This window comes from Desulfovibrio cuneatus DSM 11391 (assembly GCF_000430005.1).
GTDB lineage: Bacteria > Desulfobacterota > Desulfovibrionia > Desulfovibrionales > Desulfovibrionaceae > Frigididesulfovibrio > Frigididesulfovibrio cuneatus.
Window position 1 is genome coordinate 89041 of record NZ_AUCY01000016.1, and the last position, 20657, is coordinate 109697.

The window sequence follows — 20657 nt, forward strand, 5'->3', positions numbered from 1 at the left end:
CCGCGCATCATTACGTTTTCGAGGAGCTTATGACTGTCTTTTCACGTAATGCCGCACTTTCTTCGTTATTTTCCCTTCACAAACAACGCCTTGCCCTGGAAGAAGGCCTTGCCCCGGAAGCTATTGCCGCTGCTATTGAAGATGGCAGCATGGTGTTGCTGGGTAACCCGGCCCACCCCCATGTGCAGCCCATTGTGGTGGGCCAGCCCAGCCGGGTTAAGGTAAACGCCAACATTGGCACTTCCCCGCTGAACCATTGCCTGCAAACAGAATTGCAAAAAATCGACACTGCGGTTCAGGCAGGGGCAGACACCGTTATGGACCTTTCCATAGCAGGCAACCTGGAAGCCATTCGTACGGGCATGCTTGCCCGGTGCAGCGCCCCCCTTGGCACCGTGCCCATGTATGCTGTGGGCCAGGTGTACCTTGACGCCCAGCGCGATATTGCCGAAATGGACCCGGAATTGCTGTTTCAGGAAATAGCCAGGCAGGCAGAGCAAGGGGTTGATTTTGTCACCGTACACTGCGGCTTGACCCAGCGCGGGGTAGAATGGGCCATGGACGGTAGCCGCCTTATGGGCATTGTTTCCCGCGGGGGGGCCCTGCTTGCCCGCTGGATGCGCCATAACGGCAAGGAAAACCCGCTGCTCACCGACTTCGACCGTATTGTGGATATTGCCCTGCGCCACAACGTAACGCTTTCCCTGGGCGACGGCCTGCGCCCTGGTGCCGGGTGCGACGCAGGCGATGCCGCCCAATTTGAAGAAGTGCTTACCCATGGCAGGCTTGCCCGCCATGCCCTTTCCCGTGGGGTGCAGTGCATGATAGAAGGGCCGGGCCACGTGCGCCTGCATGAAGTTGCAAGCCAAATACAAACCATTAAACGGCTTACCAACAACGCTCCGCTCTATGTGCTTGGCCCATTGGTAACAGACACTGCCCCCGGCTACGACCACATTGCCGGGGCCATTGGCGGGGCAGCGGCTGTGCAGGCAGGGGCAGACTTTTTATGCTACCTTACCCCGGCAGAACACCTTACCTTGCCAGACGTGCATGACGTGCGGGCCGGGGTGCTTGCCTCGCGCATTGCGGCCCAGGCGGGGGAAACGGCCCTGGGCAGGCCCCAGGCCATTGCGCGGGAAAATGCCATTTCCAAAGCCCGGGTTGCCCTGGACTGGGAGGGCATGAGCCAGCTTGCCTACGACCCGGAAATGGTGCGCGCCCGGCGTGAACCCCATAAGCATGAAGAAGCCTGCGCCATGTGCGGCAAGTTTTGCGCAGTGAAAATGATGCAACCATAAATAACGTAAATATTATTACCGGATACACAAACACGGCTTGCACAATAAACGCTGCAAGCCGTGTTGCTTATTACAATTTCTTGGCCTACCAGTCCGTTACAGCAATGTTGAATACCTCTTGCCACAAATTGTGCTTTATAGTAAACAGAGTATAAATAGTTTTTCTTTTTCACTGCAATCATTCTTCAGTATCACTCTCTCTCCCTCTCCTCCTTCTTGTGGTACACCAGTTCGTACCCCCCACAAATTTTCCTACAGAGAACAGCGTAATTGCCGTAATCCCCTGCAATACAAGGGGAGAGTTCAAAACCCGCTGTCTCCATTCTCTTGTCACACCAACATAGCAACCTTAGGGAGGTTTCCCATGGCCCACCGCAAGCTCACCACCGCTGCTGGCGTTCCTGTGCCCGACAATAATAACAGTGTCACCGCAGGCCCGCACGGCCCTGTGCTATTGCAAGACATCTGGCTTTTGGAAAAGCTGGCCCATTTTGACCGGGAAGTCATTCCGGAGCGGCGCATGCACGCCAAAGGTTCCGGCGCGTACGGCACCTTTACGGTAACCCACGACATTACCCAATTCACACGGGCAAAACTGTTTGCGGAAATCGGCAAAAAAACAGACGTGTTTGTGCGGTTTTCTACCGTTGCCGGGGAACGGGGCGCAGCCGATGCCGAACGCGACATTCGCGGTTTTGCCATGAAATTTTATACGGAAGAAGGCAACTGGGACCTTGTAGGCAATAACACCCCGGTGTTTTACCTGCGCGACCCCTTAAAATTTCCTGACCTGAACCACGTGGTGAAACGTGACCCGCGCACCAACCTGCGCAGTGCAGAACGCAAGTGGGATTTCTTTTCCCACCTGCCAGAAGCCTTGCACCAGCTCACCATAGACTTTTCCGACAGGGGGTTGCCCCGCTCTTACCGCCACATGCACGGTTTTGGCAGCCACACCTTCAGCTTTATCAATGCCCAAAACAAGCGCGTGTGGGTCAAGTTTCACTTTAAAAGCCAGCAAGGTATTGCCTGCCTGACCAATGCGGAAGCTGCCGCCATTGTTGCCCACGACAGGGAAAGCGCCCAGCGCGATTTATATACCGCCATGGAAAACAAACAATTTCCTCAGTGGAAACTGTTTGTACAAATAATGACCGAAGAAAAGGCCGCCGCACTGCCCTATAACCCGTTTGACCTGACCAAAGTGTGGTTCCATGGGGATGCCCCCTTGCAGGAAGTGGGCGTGCTGGAACTGAACCGCAACCCGGTAAACTATTTTTCCGAAGTGGAACAAGCGGCCTTTAACCCGGCAAACGTTGTGCCCGGCATCAGTTTTTCACCAGACAAAATGCTCCAGGGCAGGCTGTTCTCCTACGGAGACGCCCAACGCTATCGCCTTGGGGTAAACCACTTCCAAATTCCGGTGAATGCCCCGCGTTGCCCCGTTACTTCCTACCACCGCGACGGAGCCATGCGGGTGGACGCCAACAGCGGCGACATAACCTATGAACCCAACAGCCATAACGTGTTCCAGGAACAACCGGAATATAAAGAACCACCGCTGCCACTGCACGGCGATGCCTGGCAATGGAACCAGCGGGACGATACGGATTACTTCATCCAGCCAGCCAAACTCTTTGCCCTGCTGGATGCCCCCCAACGCCAGCGATTCTTCCAAAACATTGCGGAAGACCTGCACGGCGTGCCGGAAAAGATTCTCAAACGGCAGCTTGACCTGTTCCACCTTGTCGACGCCGCCTACTATGAAGGGGTGGTGAAGGCCATGAAGGGTTAACCTAAGGAAACGCTGATTTATTCCGTTTGGCGGCGTTGCTTCTCTTTCTCCACTCGGGCTGCGTGGTGATGTGCAGGTGGCAATGCCACCCGCACCCTCCGCCCTCGCTCCACGGCTCGCTACGCTCGCGACTGCCGTCGATTTTAAGGAAACAGCCCTGGACGGAAGAGTCCACTCCTGCTTCAAAAAAAGTTCGCGCCTTGCCAAACGAAATAACTACGCGTTTCCAAAGTGCCATTTAATCAGTGCTTCCCCAAAATGATAAGCCCCCTGCCGCATAAGACCTTTCAGGCCGTGCAGCAGGGGGCTTTTGGTATCCTTAATATGCCATTAAAACAGAAACCGACTCTTCCGCCCTGCCCCCATTCCCTAAAGCCGACGGCAGTCGCGAGCGTAGCGAGCCGTGGAGCGAGGGCGGAGGGTGCGGGTAGCTTTGCTGCCCGCACATCTCCACGCAGCCCGAGCGGAGAAATGTCACGCCGCCAAACGGAAAAAAAGAGTGCTTTCTAATAGCGGTACCATTCAGACTTGTAGGGCCCTTCCACCGGAACGCTAATGTAGTCGGCCTGTTCTTTACTCAAGGTGGAAAGCTTTGCCCCAAGGCGACCAAGGTGCAAGCGGGCCACTTCTTCATCCAGGCGTTTCGGCAGGGTATATACCTGGGGCTTGAGGTCTTTGTTGGAAGCAAGTTCCAGTTGGGCCAGCACCTGGTTGGTGAAGCTGGCGCTCATCACAAAGCTGGGGTGCCCGGTAGCGCAGCCAAGGTTCATCAAGCGGCCTTCAGCAAGAAGCACAATGGAACGGCCAGAAGGCAGCAACCATTTATCCACCTGGGGCTTGATGTTGGTGCACACGCAGCCTGCGGTGGTTTCCAGGTATTCCACATCAATTTCGTTATCAAAGTGCCCAATATTACACACAATGGCTTCATCTTTCATGCCCAGCATGTGCCGGCCTTCAATCACCTTGTAGTTGCCTGTGGCGGTGACAAAAATGTCGGCTTCGGCAAGGGCGTCTTCCATGGTGGTTACTTCATACCCTTCCATGGCAGCCTGCAAAGCGCAAATGGGGTCAATTTCCGTAATCAGCACACGGGCACCAAAACCGCGCATGCTCTGGGCGCATCCTTTGCCCACATCGCCATACCCGCACACCAGCACAACCTTGCCTGCCACCATAATGTCTGTGGCACGCTTCAGGCCGTCGGCCAACGACTCGCGGCAACCGTACAGGTTGTCGAACTTAGACTTGGTCACGGCATCATTCACGTTAATGGCAGGGAACAGCAACTTGCCTTCCTGCTGCATTTGGTACAAACGGTGTACGCCTGTGGTGGTTTCTTCGGAAACGCCTTTCATGGTTTTGGCAACGGCAGTCCACTTGCCGGGGGTAGCGGCGTGGCTGGCCACAAGGCGGCTCATAACAATGGCCAGTTCCTTGTTGGTTACATGCTCATTGAGCAGGGAAGGATTTTTTTCAATATCTACACCCTTGTGAATAAGCAGGGTTGCGTCGCCGCCATCATCCACAATCAGGTCGGGGCCGGAACCATCAGGCCAGGTAAGGGCCATTTCCGTACACCACCAGTATTCTTCCAGGGTTTCGCCTTTCCAGGCAAACACAGCGGCCATGCCGGAATCGGCAATGGCGGCGGCGGCATGGTCCTGGGTAGAAAAGATGTTGCAGGAAGCCCAGCGCAGGTTTGCCCCCAGGGCATGCAAGGTTTTAATGAGCATGGCAGTTTGAATGGTCATGTGCAAAGAACCGGCAATTTTCAGCCCTTTCAGGGGCTGTTCCTTGCCAAACTTGGCAATCAACTCCATCAGGCCGGGCATTTCCCGCTCAGAAAGTTGCATTTCCTTGTGGCCAAATTCGGCCAAGCTCATGTCTGCAACCTTATAAGGAAGGGAAAGGTCCAGGGGCATGGCTTTGGGGAGTGCTGTTGTTGTCATGGCTCATCTCCGTGTTGGGTAATTTTTGCAGTGGTAACAAATGTCCACTGGTTAAATAAAATTTTGGAAACATGACGTGTTTCCGTGCATTACTCTGCTGTTGCAACCATAATATGCAAGCGCAAGCCGCGCTCCACCGGGGCAAGTTCGGCTGCCTTTACGGTAAACCCGGCGCGGGCAAACAGTTGCCTCAATGTCTCTGCCTCAAAGCCAAGCCAGCGGTCGCCATAATCGCGGCGCATGGTTTCGTCTTCATGGCGGTCAAAATCGGTTAAAACCAGGGTACCACCGGTACGCAACACCCGCCGCATTTCCATAAGCGCGTCCAAGGGCGTGGGCAAATGGTGCAGCACCATGTTCAGGCAGGCGCAGTCGGCTTCACCGTCGCGCAGGGGCAGGTGGGAAAGGTCGCCAATGCGCAGGGAAACACGGTCCAGCTCTGCCGTGAACCGGCGGCGGGCCAGTTCCAGCATACGCAGGGAACCGTCTACCCCAATCACGGTTTGGGCTATTTCCAGCAACGCAGGAATCATATTCCCAGTGCCACAGCCAAAATCGGCTGCCACAGCGCACGGCTCCAGGTGGCGCGTTACCGCTTCAGCCAGTTGAAAGCCCCCCAGCACCTCGCGGGAGAGTTTGTCCCAGTCTTCAGCAATGGCATTAAAAAACTGGCGGGTGTTGTTTACCCGTTCGTCCAATAAGGTTTGGGCCATGCTGCGGTCTGCTTCCAGGGCAGGTTCTTCACTCCAAAAGGGGACAACGGCCTGCAAAAAGTCGCGCTGCGCCCCCTTGGCAGGCACAGAATAGAAAACCCATAGCCCTTCCCGCCGGGAAACAAGCAACCCGGCATCAGACAAAATTTTTAAATGCCGGGAAATACGCGACTGCCCCATGTCCATAATATGCACAAGTTCATTCACATTCAGTTCAAACCGCCACAAAATATGTACAAGACGCAGGCGGGTTTCGTCGGCAAGGGCCTTAAACGCAGGAAGCACTTGAAGCATGTAAACACCCCCCCAACAATGGGAAGAAAAATGCCACCACGGTATTGGCTGGGCAGCCGTGTGAATGAAAGGACGTGAGAACGGATTGGGTAACGCAACCAAGCGGAAAAATCAGCCTCAACGCACAATGGAAACGCTCAGTTTTTCGTTTGGCAAGGCACAAGTTCATTTTGTGGAAGGGGTGGGCTTCTTTGGCCCTGCCCTTCCACAAAATGAGCGCGGTAACGCAGCCAAGCGGAAAAATCAGCGTTTCCATAAATCAATTTATCTTGATATCCTACACAGCGCCTCATGCCTTGTCAATGCCCTTTCTAGTATTACTATTGTCTCGTGCTACTGGCACAGTGGGCACGTTCCCACTTGACTCGGGCGCATTTCCAAAGCATCATGCAATACGGCTGTGGTAGCCAGAACTGGCTATCTCCATGAAATGCTTGTTTGTGCTTATTTTTCATTACAACATTCAGGACCCCCCATGCCCAATATCCTCCCCCTTTCCGAAGTAAAAACGACGGTTGCCCTTCAAGGAACAATTATTGAGGCATGGCTTGCAAAGTGCCTACACGGTGGTGCCCTGCCGCCTGGCCTGCGCAGCGCCATGGAATACAGCTTGCTGGCAGGGGGCAAACGACTACGCCCCATTCTTTGCCTTGTTAGTGCGCGTCTATTTGGCCTGGCAGGGGAAGCAGCCCTGCCGTTTGCCGCGGCCATTGAGTGCATTCATACCTATTCCCTTATTCACGACGACCTGCCTGCCATGGACAACGACGACCTGCGCCGGGGCAAGCCTTCAAACCACAAGCAGTTTGACGAAGCCACCGCCATTTTGGCAGGGGACGCCCTGCTTACTGACGCATTTGCCTTCATGGCTGGGGTGCAGGAAATACCCGCCCACCGCGTGCTACGAGCCCTTGCCCTGGTGGCAGAAGCCGCAGGTTCAAGTGGCATGGTAGGGGGACAATTTTTAGACATGCTTTACACAGGCGCTGCCCTGCAAGGCAAAACCGTTTCCCTGGAACAACTGGCAACCATGCACGCCATGAAAACTGGGGCCTTGCTCCGCTGCCCGTGTGAAGCTGGGGCAGTGCTGGCAGGCGCGCCGGAAGAAGCTGTGCAGGCTATGCGCCGCTACGGGGCTTCCCTTGGTGCGGCCTTCCAGATTACCGATGATATTTTGGATGAAACAGGCACGGAAGAAACCCTGGGCAAACCTGTGGGCAGCGACAAAGACATGGGCAAAACAACCTACCCTTCCCTGCTTGGGCTTGAGCACAGCACACGCCTTGCGGCAGAACATGCTGCCGCAGCAACCCAGGCTCTTGCCCCGTTTCATGGGCCGGAGGCAGCGCTCTTACGCGGGCTTGCGGAATATGTTATAAACAGGGTATCATAATTTTTTTCCGCAGGGCCATGGCACCCTGGGCAACTTGCCCAGCCTCATAATACATCCATTATAATAATGGTACCCTAGCGTTCCCCCAAGCTCCCCAAGAGCACCAAAAAACATGTAGAATAATTGCCGCGTTCATGCGGCCCAGCAGGAAGCACCACAGTGAGCACCATGCAAAAGGCTCTTACCCCACCCTTACTTGCCACCACCAAAGACATTGGCGCAGAGGCACCGGAATGCTGCCTAGCCACTGGAGTGGTGCTGCCAAACCTGACGCACCCGGCGCAGGTGGCCACGCTTTCCTTACCAGAGCTGCACAAATTGGCGCAAGAAATTCGTACTGAAATTATTACCACCACCTCGCGCAACGGGGGGCATGTGGGGCCTTCCCTGGGCGTGGTGGAACTTACCCTTGCCATGCTTGCCGAATTTAACCCGGAGCAGGACAAAATTATTTGGGACGTCGGCCACCAGGCCTATGCCTACAAGCTGCTCACAGGACGAAAAGACCAGTTTCACACCCTGCGCCAGTTGGGGGGTATAAGCGGGTTTCCCCGCCGGGAAGAAAGCCCGTATGACCATTTTGGCGTTGGCCATTCTTCCACCTCCATTTCCTCTGGTTTGGGCATGGCTGTGGCGCGAGACATGAAAGGGGAAAAGCACCACGTAGTTTCGGTTATTGGCGACGGTGCCCTGACGGCAGGCCTTGCCTTTGAAGGTATGAACCAGGTTGGGGCCAGGGGCCGTCCGTTCATTGTTATTTTGAACGACAATGAAATGTCCATCAGCAAAAACGTGGGGGCACTTTCCCTGTTCATGAGCCGCAACCTTTCTGCCCGGTGGGTACGCCGGGTAAAAAAAGAAGTGGAAGGCTTTTTGAAAAGCATGCCCGGCATTGGCGAAGACCTGTACGAAATAGCCCGGCGCAGCAAACACAGTTTCAAAAACTTCTTCACCCCCGGTATTTTGTTTGAAGCCTTAAACTTCAACTATATTGGCGCGGTGGATGGCCACGATATTGAAGCCTTGCAAAAAGTTTTGCGCCTTGCCAAAACCCTGGAAAAACCCGTGCTGGTGCATGTGCTTACCCAAAAAGGAAAAGGCTTTGCCCCGGCAGAGGCCAGCCCGGAAGCATTCCACGGCGTAGGCCGCTTTGACCCGGAAACAGGCACCATGGAAACAGGGCCAACACAGCCGGAAAGTTATACCGCAGTTTTTGGAAAAACGCTCTGTGCCCTGGCAGAACAAGACCCCCGCGTGGTGGCCATTACGGCTGCCATGCCCGCAGGCACAGGCCTTAGCCAGTTTGCCCAGCAGTTTCCAGACCGTTTTTTTGATGTGGGTATATGTGAACAGCATGCCCTAACCTTTGCTGCTGGCCTTGCCACCCAAGGGTTTAAGCCATTTGTGTGCGTGTATTCCACCTTTATGCAACGTGCCTACGACCAAATTGTGCATGACGTGTGCGTACAAAACCTGCCTGTTACCCTGTGCCTAGACAGGGCCGGGCTGGTGGGGGAAGACGGTGCCACCCACCACGGTGTATTTGATATTTCTTTTCTGCGGCACATACCAAACATGGCTATGGTGGCCCCCAAAAACGAACAGGAATTACGCCATGCCCTTGCCACAGCCCTTGCCCACAACGGTCCTTTTGCCCTGCGCTACCCACGCGGGGCAGGTACAGGAACCCAGCCAGAACCGTTACAGCCCTTGCCCCTGGGGGAAGCCGAATGGCTTGAAGAACACAACGGGGGCATTGCCCTGCTGGCCCTTGGCAACTGCGTGGCACCAACTTTGCAAGCAGCACAGAGCCTGCATGAAGAAGGCATTTACTGCTCAGTTATTAACGCCAGGTGGATTAAACCCTTGCCGGAAAATGACCTAAAGAAAATTGCCGCAACGCACGATAAAGTACTTATAGTAGAAGAGCACTCCCTTGCCGGGGGCTTTTCTTCCGCAGTTTTGGAATTTTTTGCCGACGCAGCACTCCCCTGCGTCCCCCTGGTGGATCGCATTGGTTTGCCCGATGCATTTGTGGAACATGGCTCTGCCATGAAACTGCGAGAACTGCACGGGCTACACGCCCAGGGCATTGCCCAGCGCATTCGCCAACTTGCTGCAAAAATTCCAACCGGGTGCAACGCAACAGAATAAGGCACATGCTAAACGCTTCCCCAAGCGCAAAAGCTGTGCTACAGTGTGCATTCACACGTAACAACACACCACGAAAGGTATTGGCTGCATGTTCATCTTTATTGGCTTAATCGTCGTTGTCGCCTCCATTATAGGCGGCTATTCCATGGTTAATGGGCCATTGGGCATGCTTTGGCAGCCCGCCGAACTTGTTATTATTTTCGGTTCGGCTTTTGGCGCGTTTATCATGTCGAACACTTCCTTTTCCCTTAAGCTGTGTGCCAAAGGCATGGGGCATTCCCTTAAAAATGGCCCTTCTAAAACCCAATACCTTGAAATGCTAGCCCTTCTTTATGGCCTGTTTGCCAAAATGCAACGGGAAGGTATTATTAGCATTGAAAAAGATATTGAACAGCCAGACTCCAGTGCCCTTTTCCAACGTTTCCCGCTTATGGCAAAAGACAAAGCAGCCTGTTTTTTTGTTGGCGACACCCTGCGCATTTACCTGACCACAGGGAACGCCGGGGAACTGGACAAACTTATGGGTGTGGACATGAACACCATGCACCATGTAGAAATGACCCCGGCCCACAACATTACCCATATGGCAGAATCCATGCCAGCCATGGGTATTGTGGCCGCCGTTCTTGGGGTTATTCTTACCATGGCACACCTGGATGCACCGCCAGCGGAACTGGGCCACCACATTGGTGCCGCCCTTGCCGGTACCTTCCTTGGGGTTCTTTTGTGTTACGGTATTATTGGCCCCTTTGGTGCCAAGCTGGAAAACATTGCCAATGAACGCCACATGTTCTTCCAAAGCATCCGTGAAGCGGTGGGCGCTGCCGTACGCGGCTCTTCCCCCATTGTTGCACTGGAATATGGCCGCAGAGCAATTCCCCTTGAATTTCGCCCCACCTTCCTTGAAATGGAACAAAAGCTCAAAGGTAGTTGATGCTTTTTACAAGGTACAGCGCCCGCTTACGGCACCTTAGTGTTGCCGCCACAGCGGGCGCAATGCCTTACAGCCCCGGTCTTGCGCCGCGCTCAAGGCGCGGCCTTATTTTTGGCTATTCATAACACCCGTGCCCTTGCGGCACTCTAAGTAAACGGAGCATCCCTATGGGCGGCAGCGCATGGAAAGTGGCTTACGCCGACTTTGTAACAGCCATGATGGCGTTTTTTCTGCTCATGTGGATTCTGAACATGAGTACGGATGAACAAAAAGCCGGGCTGGCTCAATTTTTCACTGAAGGAGCCACAGGCACAACCAACGTGGTTTCCCCCGTGGGGCTTGTGAACGTGAACCCGCTTATGCTTACCCCTGGCAAGCTGACCACAGAACAAATGGAACGGCAGGAAGTACAGCGCAACACCCTGGCCATTTTGCGTTCAGTAAAAGCTGAAATAGCCGAAGATAGCATGGGCCGTGTGACCACAGGGCTCAATACCAGCGGCAATGGCGTTATGCTTCAAGTCGTACCAGACATTTTTTTCCAGCCCGGCACAACAAACCTTACCCCCGCAGCCATGACCATGCTGGACAGGGTGTACGACATTATGAAGCGTTTCCAGACCTACCTAGTGGTGCGCGGGCATACGGATGTTTCGGAAACAGGTGCCCCCAACTTTCCTTCTGCCTGGGAACTTTCCGCGGCACGGGCCAATGCGGCTGTGGAATATTTGATACAAAAGGGCATTAACCCAAAACTGGTGCGCAGCGTTGCCTATGGCAGTACCCAGCCTGCGGTGCCCCCTTCCGTGGCCAATGCGGCAGAACTCAATGGCAGGGTTGAATTTAACTTCCATAGACCGGAAGTGATGTCCACCATCAGCAATTTTTAGGGAAAACTCAGCATTTCCAACATACCGTTTACTCTACGTTTCCCTAAGAACGTGTTTTAAAAACGGAATAAATCCGCGTTTCCACAGTATCCCTTAACCGCACGGGTGGCACCACCCGGCTCAGACCAAAGGAACCCTCATGGGCGGCGCATGGAAAGTGGCTTATGCCGACTTTGTTACAGCCATGATGGCGTTTTTTCTGCTTATGTGGATTCTTTCCATGAGCGATAAGGAAACACGTCAAGGCCTTGCTGGCGTATTCCGCGCAGAGGCCATTTTCAGTACCAACCAAATTAGCGCAGTGGGGGTTTCCAACAACCCGCTTATTCAATACGCGGGCAAAGTGGTAAAAGAAGACGTTAAAATTAACGAAGCTGAACGCACGAACATTGAAATGATGAAAAAACTCAATCAGTTCATGCTGCAAGATTCTTTCCCTTCGGGGGCCAGTGGCCTTACCTCCGACTCAGTAGGCGTGCTGTTGCACCTTGCCCCAGACCTGCTGTTTTCCCCAGGCACCGTGGAATTTACCGCTGAAGGGAAAAAGGTCATGGACCAGATTGTGGGGGTCTTATCCATGTTCCAGGCCTACCTTGTGGTGCGCGGCCATGCAGACACTTCCGAAGCTGGCATTGGAGGCTATACGTCCCTTTGGAACCTCTCCGCCGCAAGGGCCAACGCAGCCATTCGCTATCTTATTGCCCACAATGTCGACCCAAAGTTTTTACGCAGCGTGGCCTATGGCGACACCCGCCCTGCTGTTGCCTCAGACGCCCCCAACGCGAAGCAAATGAACAGCCGCGTGGAGTTCCACTTCCACAGGCCGGATGCTATGTCCACCGTTGTTGGCTACTAGGAGGAAACGCTCAGTTTCCCAAAAGCCATATCAACAGAATTTATGCTTAACAGCTTCGCTGTAAACGTTTACGCAAAACACAAAGCCCCCACCTCTGTTCACCAGGGGCGGGGGCTTTGTGTATACTATGGACAGCGCGTTACCGCAAAATAACCGTCTTATTCCCATTCAGGAAAACCCGGCGTTCCACATGGTATTGAATGGCACGGGAAAGCACCATGCTTTCAATGTCGCGCCCTATGGCTGTAAGCGCTTCCGGGGTGTGGGCATGGTCAACCCGTTCCACCCCTTGTTCAATAATGGGGCCTTCATCCAGGTGCGGGGTAACATAGTGGGCGGTGGCACCAATAAGTTTTACTCCGCGGGCGTAGGCCTGTTTATAGGGTTGCGCCCCAATGAAACTGGGAAGAAATGAATGGTGAATATTAATGCAGCGCCCTTTCAGGTCTGTGCACAATTCAGGGGAAAGAATTTGCATGTATCTGGCAAGCACAACAAGCTCTATCTGTTCGCTGGCAATAATTTCACGCAGGGCATGTTCCTGCTGCTGCTTGTTTTCACGGGTAACGGGCAGGTAATGGAAGGGAACGCCATGCCATTCTGCCAATGGCCGAAAATCCTGATGATTTGACACGATGCAGGCAATATCTGCCTTGAGGCTGCCTGTACGGTAGCGGTAAAGCAGGTCATTCAGGCAATGCCCATGCTGGGAAACCAGAATCAGCAGGCGTGAAGGTTCATGGGCAGCCGCCATTTCCCATTCCATAGCATAGGCTTTCGCAACAGCGTCAAAGCGCTGGCGTATCACTTTTGCAGCCGGGGCATCTGGCTCCGCAAAAAAGTGGACCCTCATAAAAAAAAGCTGGGTTTCTCTGTCACCAAACTGGGCACTATCAAAAATATTGCAACGCTGCTCAGAAAGAAATATACTTACAGCAGCAACTATTCCCACCTTATCAGGGCAAGAAATAGTAAGAATGTATTCATTCATAGGGACTGATGCTCCTTCGTTTCATACTGCAAACTCAATGCTGTCGGGCTATTTTTTGTTCTATGGCAAGCCTTTCACATAAGTAAAAGGCAACCCGGTGACTTTAAAGGCAAACGACACGCTCTGAGGCGCTAATTTCAGATAAAATAGCCCCAATGCTGCCCCGCGGGCCAGCCAGCCCGCATTGATTCAAACTCTATAAATTATATTGAGGAAGGCTTCATGTCCAGACCTTTTTGGCGTCTTGCTGTGGCGTCTGAATTCAGTGCCGCGCATGCGTTACGCAACTACCAGGGCAAGTGCGAACATATCCACGGCCACAACTTCACCGTTGAAGTTGTCATTGAAGGCGACCGCCTTACCCAAGACACAGAATTCCTTATGGATTTCAGTCATATCAAAAAAATGCTGAAGGAAACACTGGCCACCCTTGACCATAAAGACCTGAACACCACCGCCCCCTTTGACCGCATCAATCCTTCTTCCGAAAACATGGCCTGCCATATTTTCCGGCAGCTTAAAGCCCCGGTGGCTACATTTGGCGTACGTGTTTACAGCGTAACCGTGGGGGAAAAACCAGGACAATGCGCCACGTATTACGAAGGATAACCCACTGCCCCTGTTCATTTTTACCACTCGTTGCAAAGCTTCCTTTGTTTTTTACATAGCAGGATGAGACAGTCTGGTATTTTTATCTTGCATGGCAGTGCCCGGCGGAATATACTTTTTTTGTCCATTGTTCTGTGGCAGTGCACCTGCCTGCCACATTTACCCAATCCCTGTGAGGAGGCAGCAAATGTCTACGTATTTGCAAGAAGTGATTGAATCCGTAAAGAAGAACAACCCTGGCGAGCCAGAGTTCTACCAAGCCGCTGAAGAAGTGCTGCTTTCTTTGGAACCCTTGCTGAAGCGCGACTCCAAGTACCAGCAGCACAGTGTGCTGGAACGCCTTGTGGAGCCTGAGCGCCAAGTGACCTTTCGTGTTGCCTGGATAGACGATGCAGGCAAAGTGCAGGTTAACCGTGGCTACCGTGTGCAGTACAACTCTGCCATTGGGCCATACAAAGGTGGTTTCCGCTTTCACCCCAGCGTTTACAGCGGCATCATCAAGTTCCTGGGATTTGAACAAATTTTCAAAAACTCCCTGACGGGCCTGGCCATAGGTGGCGGCAAGGGTGGTTCCAACTTCAACCCCAAAGGCAAATCCAACAACGAAATTATGCGCTTTTGCCAAGCATTTATGACAGAAATGCATAAATACCTTGGACCCACCATCGACGTTCCTGCTGGCGACATTGGCGTTGGTGCACGTGAACTGGGCTTTATGTATGGCCAGTATAAGCGCCTCACCGCTTCACACTGTGGCGTGCTTACCGGGAAGGGCGTTACCTGGGGTGGTTCACTGGCCCGTAAGGAAGCCACAGGCTACGGTTCCGTGTACTTTGCTGAAGATATGATGACAGAACGCGGCACTTCCCTGCTGGGAAAAACGTGTGCAGTTTCCGGTTCCGGCAACGTAGCCATTTATACTGTGGAAAAGCTACATCAACTGGGCGCCAAAGCAGTCACCGTTTCCGATTCCACCGGCATGATTTACCACAAGCAAGGCATTAACCTTGAAGTGCTGCAGCAGGTAAAAGAAGTGGAAGGCGCACGCCTTACCCGCTATGCCGAATTGTGCCCTGAAGCAGAATACACCCCTGTGGAAAAATACGCCAAGGGCCGCAACCTTGTGTGGTCTGTACCTTGCCAGGCGGCCTTCCCCAGCGCTACCCAGAACGAACTGAACCTGGAAGACGCCAAAGAACTACTGAAAAACGGCTGCTTGTGCATTTCTGAAGGGGCAAACATGCCCAGCACCCCGGATGCCGTGGAAGCATTCCTGGCTGCCGGCATTTGTTATGGCCCTGCAAAATGCGCCAACGCAGGCGGTGTTGCCACCAGCCAGCTTGAAATGGCCCAAAACGCCAGCATGCAGCAGTGGACATTTGATGAGGTAGACGGCAAACTGAAAAATATCATGCACAACATCTTTACCAATGCCAGCACCACGGCCAAAGAATTTGGCGCTACCCACAACCTGGTTATGGGTGGTAACATTGCTGCATTCCGTAAAGTGGCTGATAACATGATTGCCCTAGGTGCTTACTAGAACACTGTAACGACAACGTGTTTGCAGGAGGTATTGTGCTTTTGCACCTGCCAAACCGCATACAAAATAATGCGCATAAAAAAACCGGGGAAATTCCCCGGTTTTTTTATGCGTAAGGCATCAATACGTCTTACTTACAGTGAAGCACTAATCATACGCAGCAAACGCACAAGCTGGTTGGTGAAACCTGCTTCATTATCGTACCAAATAATTACTTTGCCCATGCGCTTATCAATTACAGTCGTACACAGGCCGTCTACCACACCGCCATAGGTGCTACCCACATAGTCACATGAAACAAGTGGCACTTCCGTGTACCCCATAAAATCCTTCATGGTGGTTTCAGAAGCCTTTTTCAAGACCGCATTCACTTCCTGCACCGTTACATCACGGTCAAAGTCACATGTCAGGTCCACAATGGAAACGTTGGGGGTAGGCACACGCACGGCCATGCCGTCCAGCTTGCCTGCAAGTTCCGGAATAACCAGGGCAATAGCTTTTGCAGCCCCTGTGGTGGTGGGCAGCATGGAAAGAGCCGCCGCACGGCCACGGCGCAAGTCTTTATGGGAACCGTCCAGAAGGCGCTGGCTCATGGTATAGGAGTGAATGGTGGTCATAAGCCCGCGGCTGATACCAAAGGTTTCTTGCAGTATTTTGGCCACAGGGGCAAGGCAGTTTGTGGTGCAAGAAGCATTAGAAAGGACATGATGGGTTGCCGAATCGTAACTGGTATGGTTCACACCCATAACCACAGTAAGGTCCACACTCTGGCCCGGCGCACTGATAACCACTTTCTTTGCTCCGCAATCCAGGTGGCGTGCAAGCCCGGCACGGTCTTTTAACGTCCCTGTGGATTCAACCACAAGGTCAACGCCAAGCTCACCCCACTTCCATTCGCCTGTGGCGCAACGGGTCACCAAAACCTGTTTGCCATTCACAAGAAAGCCTGCTTCGTTGGGCTCTACCACGCCAGGAAACGTGCCATGCACAGAATCATATTTGAACAGGTGCGCCAGAGAAGCGTTGTCCGCCCTGGCGTTCACCACAGCAATATCAAGCCCGGCCCCTGAAGCTGCAAGGCGCAGCAAACATCTGCCAATCCTTCCAAAACCATTAAGCCCTATGCGCACTGCCATGTTTCCTCCACTCACATTTAGGCTTTGCCTGAACAGCCAAGCACATTTTTAATTTTATGCTGCACCATATTTTTCACCGCGTCCCTCGCTGGCTTTAAATAAGCGCGGGGGTCAAAATCTTCCGGCTTTTCCGCAAAATATTTGCGAATGGTCGCCGTAACCGCCAAGCGGATGTCTGTGTCTATGTTAATTTTGCACACGCCATAGCTGGCAGCTTTACGCAAAAGTTCTTCGGGAACACCGCGTGCCGCGCCCACTTTGCCTCCGTAGGCGTTGGCCATATCCACAAACTCTTGCGGAACACTGGAAGAACCGTGCAAAACAAGGGGGAAGCCTGGAAGCTTGTTGGTGATGGTTTCAAGGCGTTCAAAGTCCAGCTTTGCATCACCCTTGAATTTATAGGCCCCATGGCTGGTACCAATGGCCACGGCCAAAGAATTGCACCCTGTGCGTTTCACAAAATCCACGGCCTGATCAGGGTCGGTGTACACCGTTTTTTCCGAAACCACATCATCTTCAACGCCTTCAAGGCGGCCAAGTTCTGCTTCAACCCACACCCCTTTGGGCGTGGCGTATTCCACCACCTGCTTTGTCAGGGCAATGTTTTCTTCATAGGGCAGGTGCGACCCGTCAATCATAACAGAGGTAAAACCACCATCAATGCAGCTTTTGCAAATGGCAAAATCAGCACCATGGTCCAGGTGCAACACCACAGGCAGGTCTGTCTCTATAAGTGCAGCTTCAATAAGCTTCACAATGTAGGCCTGGCCTGCATACTTGCGGGCACCCGCAGAAACTTGCAGCACAAGCGGAGCGCGCTCTGCAGCACCAGCCTGCATAATACCCTGAATAATTTCCATATTATTCACGTTAAAAGCGCCCACTGCATACCCTTCACGGTATGCGCGCTCAAACATTTCACGGGGGTTCACTAATGGCATATGGCCTCCACGCAAGATCAAAGGTGCATACACGTACCAAAGCCAAGCACATAAAACCGTATGCGCAGACCACAGCCGTGTAGAGAGTTCACAAAAAGAAAAAATGCTGATTAATTTCTTTGTGTATCATACCCTAAAATGCATCGTTTGTGAATGGCAAAGGAGAGGTATTTCTCCCCTCACATGATGAAATAGATGCAGAAAAATAGAGCCTAGAGACAGCCAGGCTACATATGCCCCTGCAAGGCAGCCAAAGTGTCTGCATCCGTAAAATCGAATTTCAACGGCGTCAGGGTTGCATACCCTTGTGTCAAATACCCCTTGTCGCTTTCTGGCACAACATCTTCAGGAGGAATATCACCATTCAGCCACCAGTACTCACGCCCGCGGGGGTCTTCGCGCTTATGGTACCAGTCGCGCCACACAGCCGAAGTTTGCACACACAACTTCAACCCCAAATACTCTGCCACAGGGCGGTGGGGCAGGTTCAGGTTCATAACTCGGCGTGGGGGTAGCAAGTGGTATGGCAACCGTTCAATAACAGAAACAGCATACTGAGCTGGGGCAAGCACATCCGTGGCTGTAAAACAGTCATAAGAAACAGCTACCGCCGGGAACCCCAGGTGCGCAGCTTCTGTTGCGGCAGCCACCGTGCCGGAATATAAAATATCCGGGCCCACGTTTGCCCCGGCATTTATGCCAGAAACAACAATATCGGGCCGTTGCGGCAGCAGTTCGCTTATGCCAAGCTTTACACAGTCCGTGGGGGTGCCAAAAATTCCATAACCGCTGAATTCGGATTCTTGAATATACTTTACACGCAGCGGGGAAAGAACAGTTATTGAGTGCCCCACGGCCGACTGTTCTGTCATGGGGGCAATTACGTGCACTTCGTGCCCTGCTTCACGCAAGGCTTTGTATATGGCACGCAAGCCTACGGCATAAATGCCATCATCATTGGTCAAGGCAATACGCATTGTTCCTCCTATAGAATCATTATGAATGGTAACACCATCAGTTTCGTAAAGACCAACTGATTACATAGCATTTCCTTAACGCGCAGTGAGCTAGATCAAAAGGCACTTGCACGGTACAAATATGCACAGAAAAAAATGATCAGGACAAAGCCCCCCCCCTATGCCAAACGCAGGCGATACAATTTGGGAAGTGCGGGTCAAAATAGCCTTCCGTATGGCTTGCGTCAAGGCAAGGCCAAGTGTAGCTTTGCTTATTTATCGGCCTATACGGGAGACAGCACAAAAAGCATTGCCAAGAACAAAGATAATGCCTATATATAAAAGACTGTGTTCAAAAACGGCCAACAACAACGTGTTCAGCTTCTCTAAAAGATATCGAAACCAAGGTGCACCCCTGTGGATCAAAAGCCGGAAAAACCAACTATTCTTGTGGTTGATGATACCCCAGACAACATCACTCTGCTCTGCTCCCTTCTTGGCGAACAATATAAAAACAAAGTAGCCACCAATGGGCCAAAAGCCCTGAAAATTGCTGAAACCAACCCAGACCTTGACCTCATTCTGCTCGACATTATGATGCCTGAGATGGATGGCTACGAAGTGTGCAGGCAGCTTAAGGCCGACCCGCGCACCAAACATATTCCCATAATCTTCCTTACAGCAAAAACGCAGGAAGGGGATGAAACCAAAGGGTTCGAACTCGGTGCCGTTGACTACATAACAAAACCCATCAACCCGCCCATCCTTATGGCCAGGGTACGCACACACATTGCTCTGCAGGAAGCCCACAAAAGCCTGGAAAAGCAGAATGAAGTGCTGGAAGAACAGGTGGAACAGCGCACCAAGGAACTGGCCGCCCTGCAAGACGCCATTATTATCGCCATGGCTTCCCTTGCTGAAACGCGAGACAACGACACGGGCTTCCACATTCGCCGCACGCAGCATTATGCGCGAGCCTTGGCGTTGGAACTACAACGTGACGTGAAATTTGCAGGGGAAATTACCAATAAATATGTGGCAACACTCTACAAGTCTGCCCCACTCCACGACATTGGCAAAGTGGGTGTGCCTGACAGGATTCTGCTTAAACCTGGCAGGCTGACCCCAGAAGAATTTGAAGAAATGAAACGGCACACCATTTATGGCAGGGATGCTATTATTGCTGCCGAAAAAAGCTTGGACGTGCCGGAAAGTTTCCTTGTGGCTGCACGCGATATTGCCTACTGTCACCATGAAAAATGGGACGGAAACGGCTACCCATGTGCTCTTAAAGGTGAAGAAATTCCTCTTTCTGCCCGCATTATGGCCCTGGTAGACGTGTACGACGCCCTTATTACCAAACGTATTTACAAAGACGCTATCCCCCACGAAACTGCCATGAACATTATTCTTGAAGGCAGAGGAACCCATTTCCAGCCAGAAGTTGTGGATGCCTTTGTCAAAATCAATAGCCAGTTCATCGCTATTGCAGAACAATTCCGTGAGGATAACTAAGTTTTTGCGTTAACGGACCGACGGTTTCTTAGCTCCATGTGGTGCCTCCATCGCACAGCAAGGGTCAAAAAAATCCCTGTAAATGGCAGGCAGACCACTGCACTGGCAAAACTTCGTTAGCAAAATCTATTAGCTGCCCCAAAGCTTCAAGCCGGGAAGGCTTTGATATTGCCATTTTTTTTGATGTATTGAAAACTTCCACTTGACATTTTGAAGTTTTCAATACATCTTCTCATTTCGCCGCACGGAAACGGGTGGCGTGCCGGGAGTGATTCCAGCAGGTTGTCGAAAAAGTTTTTTAAGAAATTAAAAAAAAAGATGTTGACAACAAGGCCGAGTGGGTGCATATTCCCGCTTCGCCGCAAGGAACACGAGCGGCATGAACCACGGTTGACCGTGGGGTTCATTGACAAGTGAAGAGCGAATGGAAGGAAAAACGAATTCCCGAGTAATTGGGAGTTCAACAGAGATTCAGCTAGTTTGTTGATCGGCAAGATCGACGCTACAGTTTTTATTAACTGGAGAGTTTGATTCTGGCTCAGATTGAACGCTGGCGGCGTGCCTAACACATGCAAGTCGAGCGATGAAGGGAGCTTGCTCCTGGATTAGCGGCGCACGGGTGAGTAACGCGTGGATAATCTACCCACGAGATCGGGATACCAGCTGGAAACGGCTGACAATACC

At 52.5% G+C, this 20657-nt stretch carries 16 protein-coding genes and 1 rRNA gene; 11 read left to right on the top strand and 6 right to left on the bottom strand.

The features are described from left to right. The first annotated feature begins 29 nt into the window (after window positions 1-29). Both thiC and G497_RS0104660 read left to right on the top strand, forming a co-directional pair. Complete coding sequence (gene thiC / locus G497_RS0104655; RefSeq protein WP_027187274.1) at window positions 30-1301, top strand: phosphomethylpyrimidine synthase ThiC; 1272 nt, start codon at window positions 30-32, stop codon at window positions 1299-1301. Between the two features lie 364 nt (window positions 1302-1665). Then, window positions 1666-3096, top strand: coding sequence for a catalase (locus G497_RS0104660; RefSeq protein WP_027187275.1), 1431 nt, complete (start codon window positions 1666-1668; stop codon window positions 3094-3096). Window positions 3097-3602: 506 nt separating this feature from the next. Here the strand turns inward: G497_RS0104660 and ahcY are convergent. Both ahcY and G497_RS0104670 read right to left on the bottom strand, forming a co-directional pair. Beyond that, on the bottom strand, window positions 3603-5048 hold the full coding sequence (ahcY, locus tag G497_RS0104665) for an adenosylhomocysteinase (protein WP_027187276.1): 1446 nt from the start codon (window positions 5046-5048) through the stop codon (window positions 3603-3605). An 89-nt stretch (window positions 5049-5137) separates the two neighbouring features. Beyond that, entirely contained in the window at window positions 5138-6055 is a 918-nt protein-coding gene (locus tag G497_RS0104670; protein WP_027187277.1) for an ArsR/SmtB family transcription factor, read from the bottom strand. Window positions 6056-6530: 475 nt separating this feature from the next. Between G497_RS0104670 and G497_RS0104675 the strand changes: the two genes are divergently transcribed. The 5 genes from G497_RS0104675 (at window position 6531) to G497_RS0104700 (ending at window position 12282) form a co-directional block, all read left to right on the top strand. Further along, on the top strand, window positions 6531-7448 hold the full coding sequence (locus G497_RS0104675; RefSeq protein WP_034636639.1) for a polyprenyl synthetase family protein: 918 nt from the start codon (window positions 6531-6533) through the stop codon (window positions 7446-7448). Window positions 7449-7616: 168 nt separating this feature from the next. Continuing rightward, window positions 7617-9602, top strand: coding sequence for a 1-deoxy-D-xylulose-5-phosphate synthase (gene dxs, locus G497_RS0104680; RefSeq protein ID WP_084515986.1), 1986 nt, complete (start codon window positions 7617-7619; stop codon window positions 9600-9602). Between the two features lie 88 nt (window positions 9603-9690). Next, window positions 9691-10536, top strand: coding sequence for a flagellar motor stator protein MotA (gene motA, locus G497_RS0104685; protein ID WP_027187280.1), 846 nt, complete (start codon window positions 9691-9693; stop codon window positions 10534-10536). A 167-nt stretch (window positions 10537-10703) separates the two neighbouring features. After that, a complete protein-coding gene (locus G497_RS0104695; protein ID WP_027187281.1) occupies window positions 10704-11426 on the top strand; it encodes an OmpA/MotB family protein in 723 nt (240 codons plus the stop codon). Window positions 11427-11565: 139 nt separating this feature from the next. Then, window positions 11566-12282 carry an OmpA/MotB family protein gene (locus tag G497_RS0104700; RefSeq protein ID WP_027187282.1) on the top strand — a complete coding sequence of 239 codons (717 nt, stop codon included), beginning with the start codon at window positions 11566-11568 and terminating at the stop codon, window positions 12280-12282. 139 nt (window positions 12283-12421) lie between these two features. On the opposite strand, the gene purU is transcribed toward G497_RS0104700, so the two are convergent. Further along, window positions 12422-13273 carry a formyltetrahydrofolate deformylase gene (gene purU / locus G497_RS0104705; protein WP_027187283.1) on the bottom strand — a complete coding sequence of 284 codons (852 nt, stop codon included), beginning with the start codon at window positions 13271-13273 and terminating at the stop codon, window positions 12422-12424. A gap of 222 nt (window positions 13274-13495) precedes the next feature. Between purU and queD the strand changes: the two genes are divergently transcribed. Then, window positions 13496-13882 carry a 6-carboxytetrahydropterin synthase QueD gene (queD, locus tag G497_RS0104710; RefSeq protein WP_027187284.1) on the top strand — a complete coding sequence of 129 codons (387 nt, stop codon included), beginning with the start codon at window positions 13496-13498 and terminating at the stop codon, window positions 13880-13882. 187 nt (window positions 13883-14069) lie between these two features. Then, window positions 14070-15425, top strand: a complete 1356-nt coding sequence (gene gdhA / locus G497_RS0104715; protein ID WP_027187285.1) for an NADP-specific glutamate dehydrogenase — start codon at window positions 14070-14072, stop codon at window positions 15423-15425. 134 nt (window positions 15426-15559) lie between these two features. Here gdhA and gap read toward each other — a convergent pair whose 3' ends face one another. The 3 genes from gap to surE form a co-directional block, all read right to left on the bottom strand. Then, window positions 15560-16561, bottom strand: a complete 1002-nt coding sequence (gene gap / locus G497_RS0104725) for a type I glyceraldehyde-3-phosphate dehydrogenase (RefSeq protein WP_027187286.1) — start codon at window positions 16559-16561, stop codon at window positions 15560-15562. Window positions 16562-16578: 17 nt separating this feature from the next. Then, window positions 16579-17502, bottom strand: a complete 924-nt coding sequence (fba, locus tag G497_RS0104730; RefSeq protein ID WP_027187287.1) for a class II fructose-1,6-bisphosphate aldolase — start codon at window positions 17500-17502, stop codon at window positions 16579-16581. Window positions 17503-17729: 227 nt separating this feature from the next. Beyond that, window positions 17730-18479 carry a 5'/3'-nucleotidase SurE gene (gene surE, locus G497_RS0104735; protein ID WP_027187288.1) on the bottom strand — a complete coding sequence of 250 codons (750 nt, stop codon included), beginning with the start codon at window positions 18477-18479 and terminating at the stop codon, window positions 17730-17732. A gap of 396 nt (window positions 18480-18875) precedes the next feature. On the opposite strand from surE, the gene G497_RS0104740 reads away from it, so the two are divergent. Both G497_RS0104740 and G497_RS0104750 read left to right on the top strand, forming a co-directional pair. Next, window positions 18876-19973, top strand: coding sequence for a response regulator (locus G497_RS0104740; protein ID WP_027187289.1), 1098 nt, complete (start codon window positions 18876-18878; stop codon window positions 19971-19973). 515 nt (window positions 19974-20488) lie between these two features. Continuing rightward, window positions 20489-20657: ribosomal RNA gene (locus G497_RS0104750) — 16S ribosomal RNA — on the top strand; the annotation flags it as partial.

Coding starts and splice junctions, on each gene's coding strand:
- G497_RS0104700 (WP_027187282.1), top strand. CDS start 11,566: ATGGGCGGCGCATGGAAAGTGGCTTATGCCGACTTTGTTACAGCCATG.
- G497_RS0104670 (WP_027187277.1), bottom strand. CDS start 6,055: ATGCTTCAAGTGCTTCCTGCGTTTAAGGCCCTTGCCGACGAAACCCGC.
- queD (WP_027187284.1), top strand. CDS start 13,496: ATGTCCAGACCTTTTTGGCGTCTTGCTGTGGCGTCTGAATTCAGTGCC.
- gdhA (WP_027187285.1), top strand. CDS start 14,070: ATGTCTACGTATTTGCAAGAAGTGATTGAATCCGTAAAGAAGAACAAC.
- surE (WP_027187288.1), bottom strand. CDS start 18,479: ATGCGTATTGCCTTGACCAATGATGATGGCATTTATGCCGTAGGCTTG.
- purU (WP_027187283.1), bottom strand. CDS start 13,273: ATGAATGAATACATTCTTACTATTTCTTGCCCTGATAAGGTGGGAATA.
- ahcY (WP_027187276.1), bottom strand. CDS start 5,048: ATGACAACAACAGCACTCCCCAAAGCCATGCCCCTGGACCTTTCCCTT.
- G497_RS0104660 (WP_027187275.1), top strand. CDS start 1,666: ATGGCCCACCGCAAGCTCACCACCGCTGCTGGCGTTCCTGTGCCCGAC.
- G497_RS0104675 (WP_034636639.1), top strand. CDS start 6,531: ATGCCCAATATCCTCCCCCTTTCCGAAGTAAAAACGACGGTTGCCCTT.
- gap (WP_027187286.1), bottom strand. CDS start 16,561: ATGGCAGTGCGCATAGGGCTTAATGGTTTTGGAAGGATTGGCAGATGT.
- motA (WP_027187280.1), top strand. CDS start 9,691: ATGTTCATCTTTATTGGCTTAATCGTCGTTGTCGCCTCCATTATAGGC.
- fba (WP_027187287.1), bottom strand. CDS start 17,502: ATGCCATTAGTGAACCCCCGTGAAATGTTTGAGCGCGCATACCGTGAA.
- dxs (WP_084515986.1), top strand. CDS start 7,617: ATGCAAAAGGCTCTTACCCCACCCTTACTTGCCACCACCAAAGACATT.
- thiC (WP_027187274.1), top strand. CDS start 30: ATGACTGTCTTTTCACGTAATGCCGCACTTTCTTCGTTATTTTCCCTT.
- G497_RS0104695 (WP_027187281.1), top strand. CDS start 10,704: ATGGGCGGCAGCGCATGGAAAGTGGCTTACGCCGACTTTGTAACAGCC.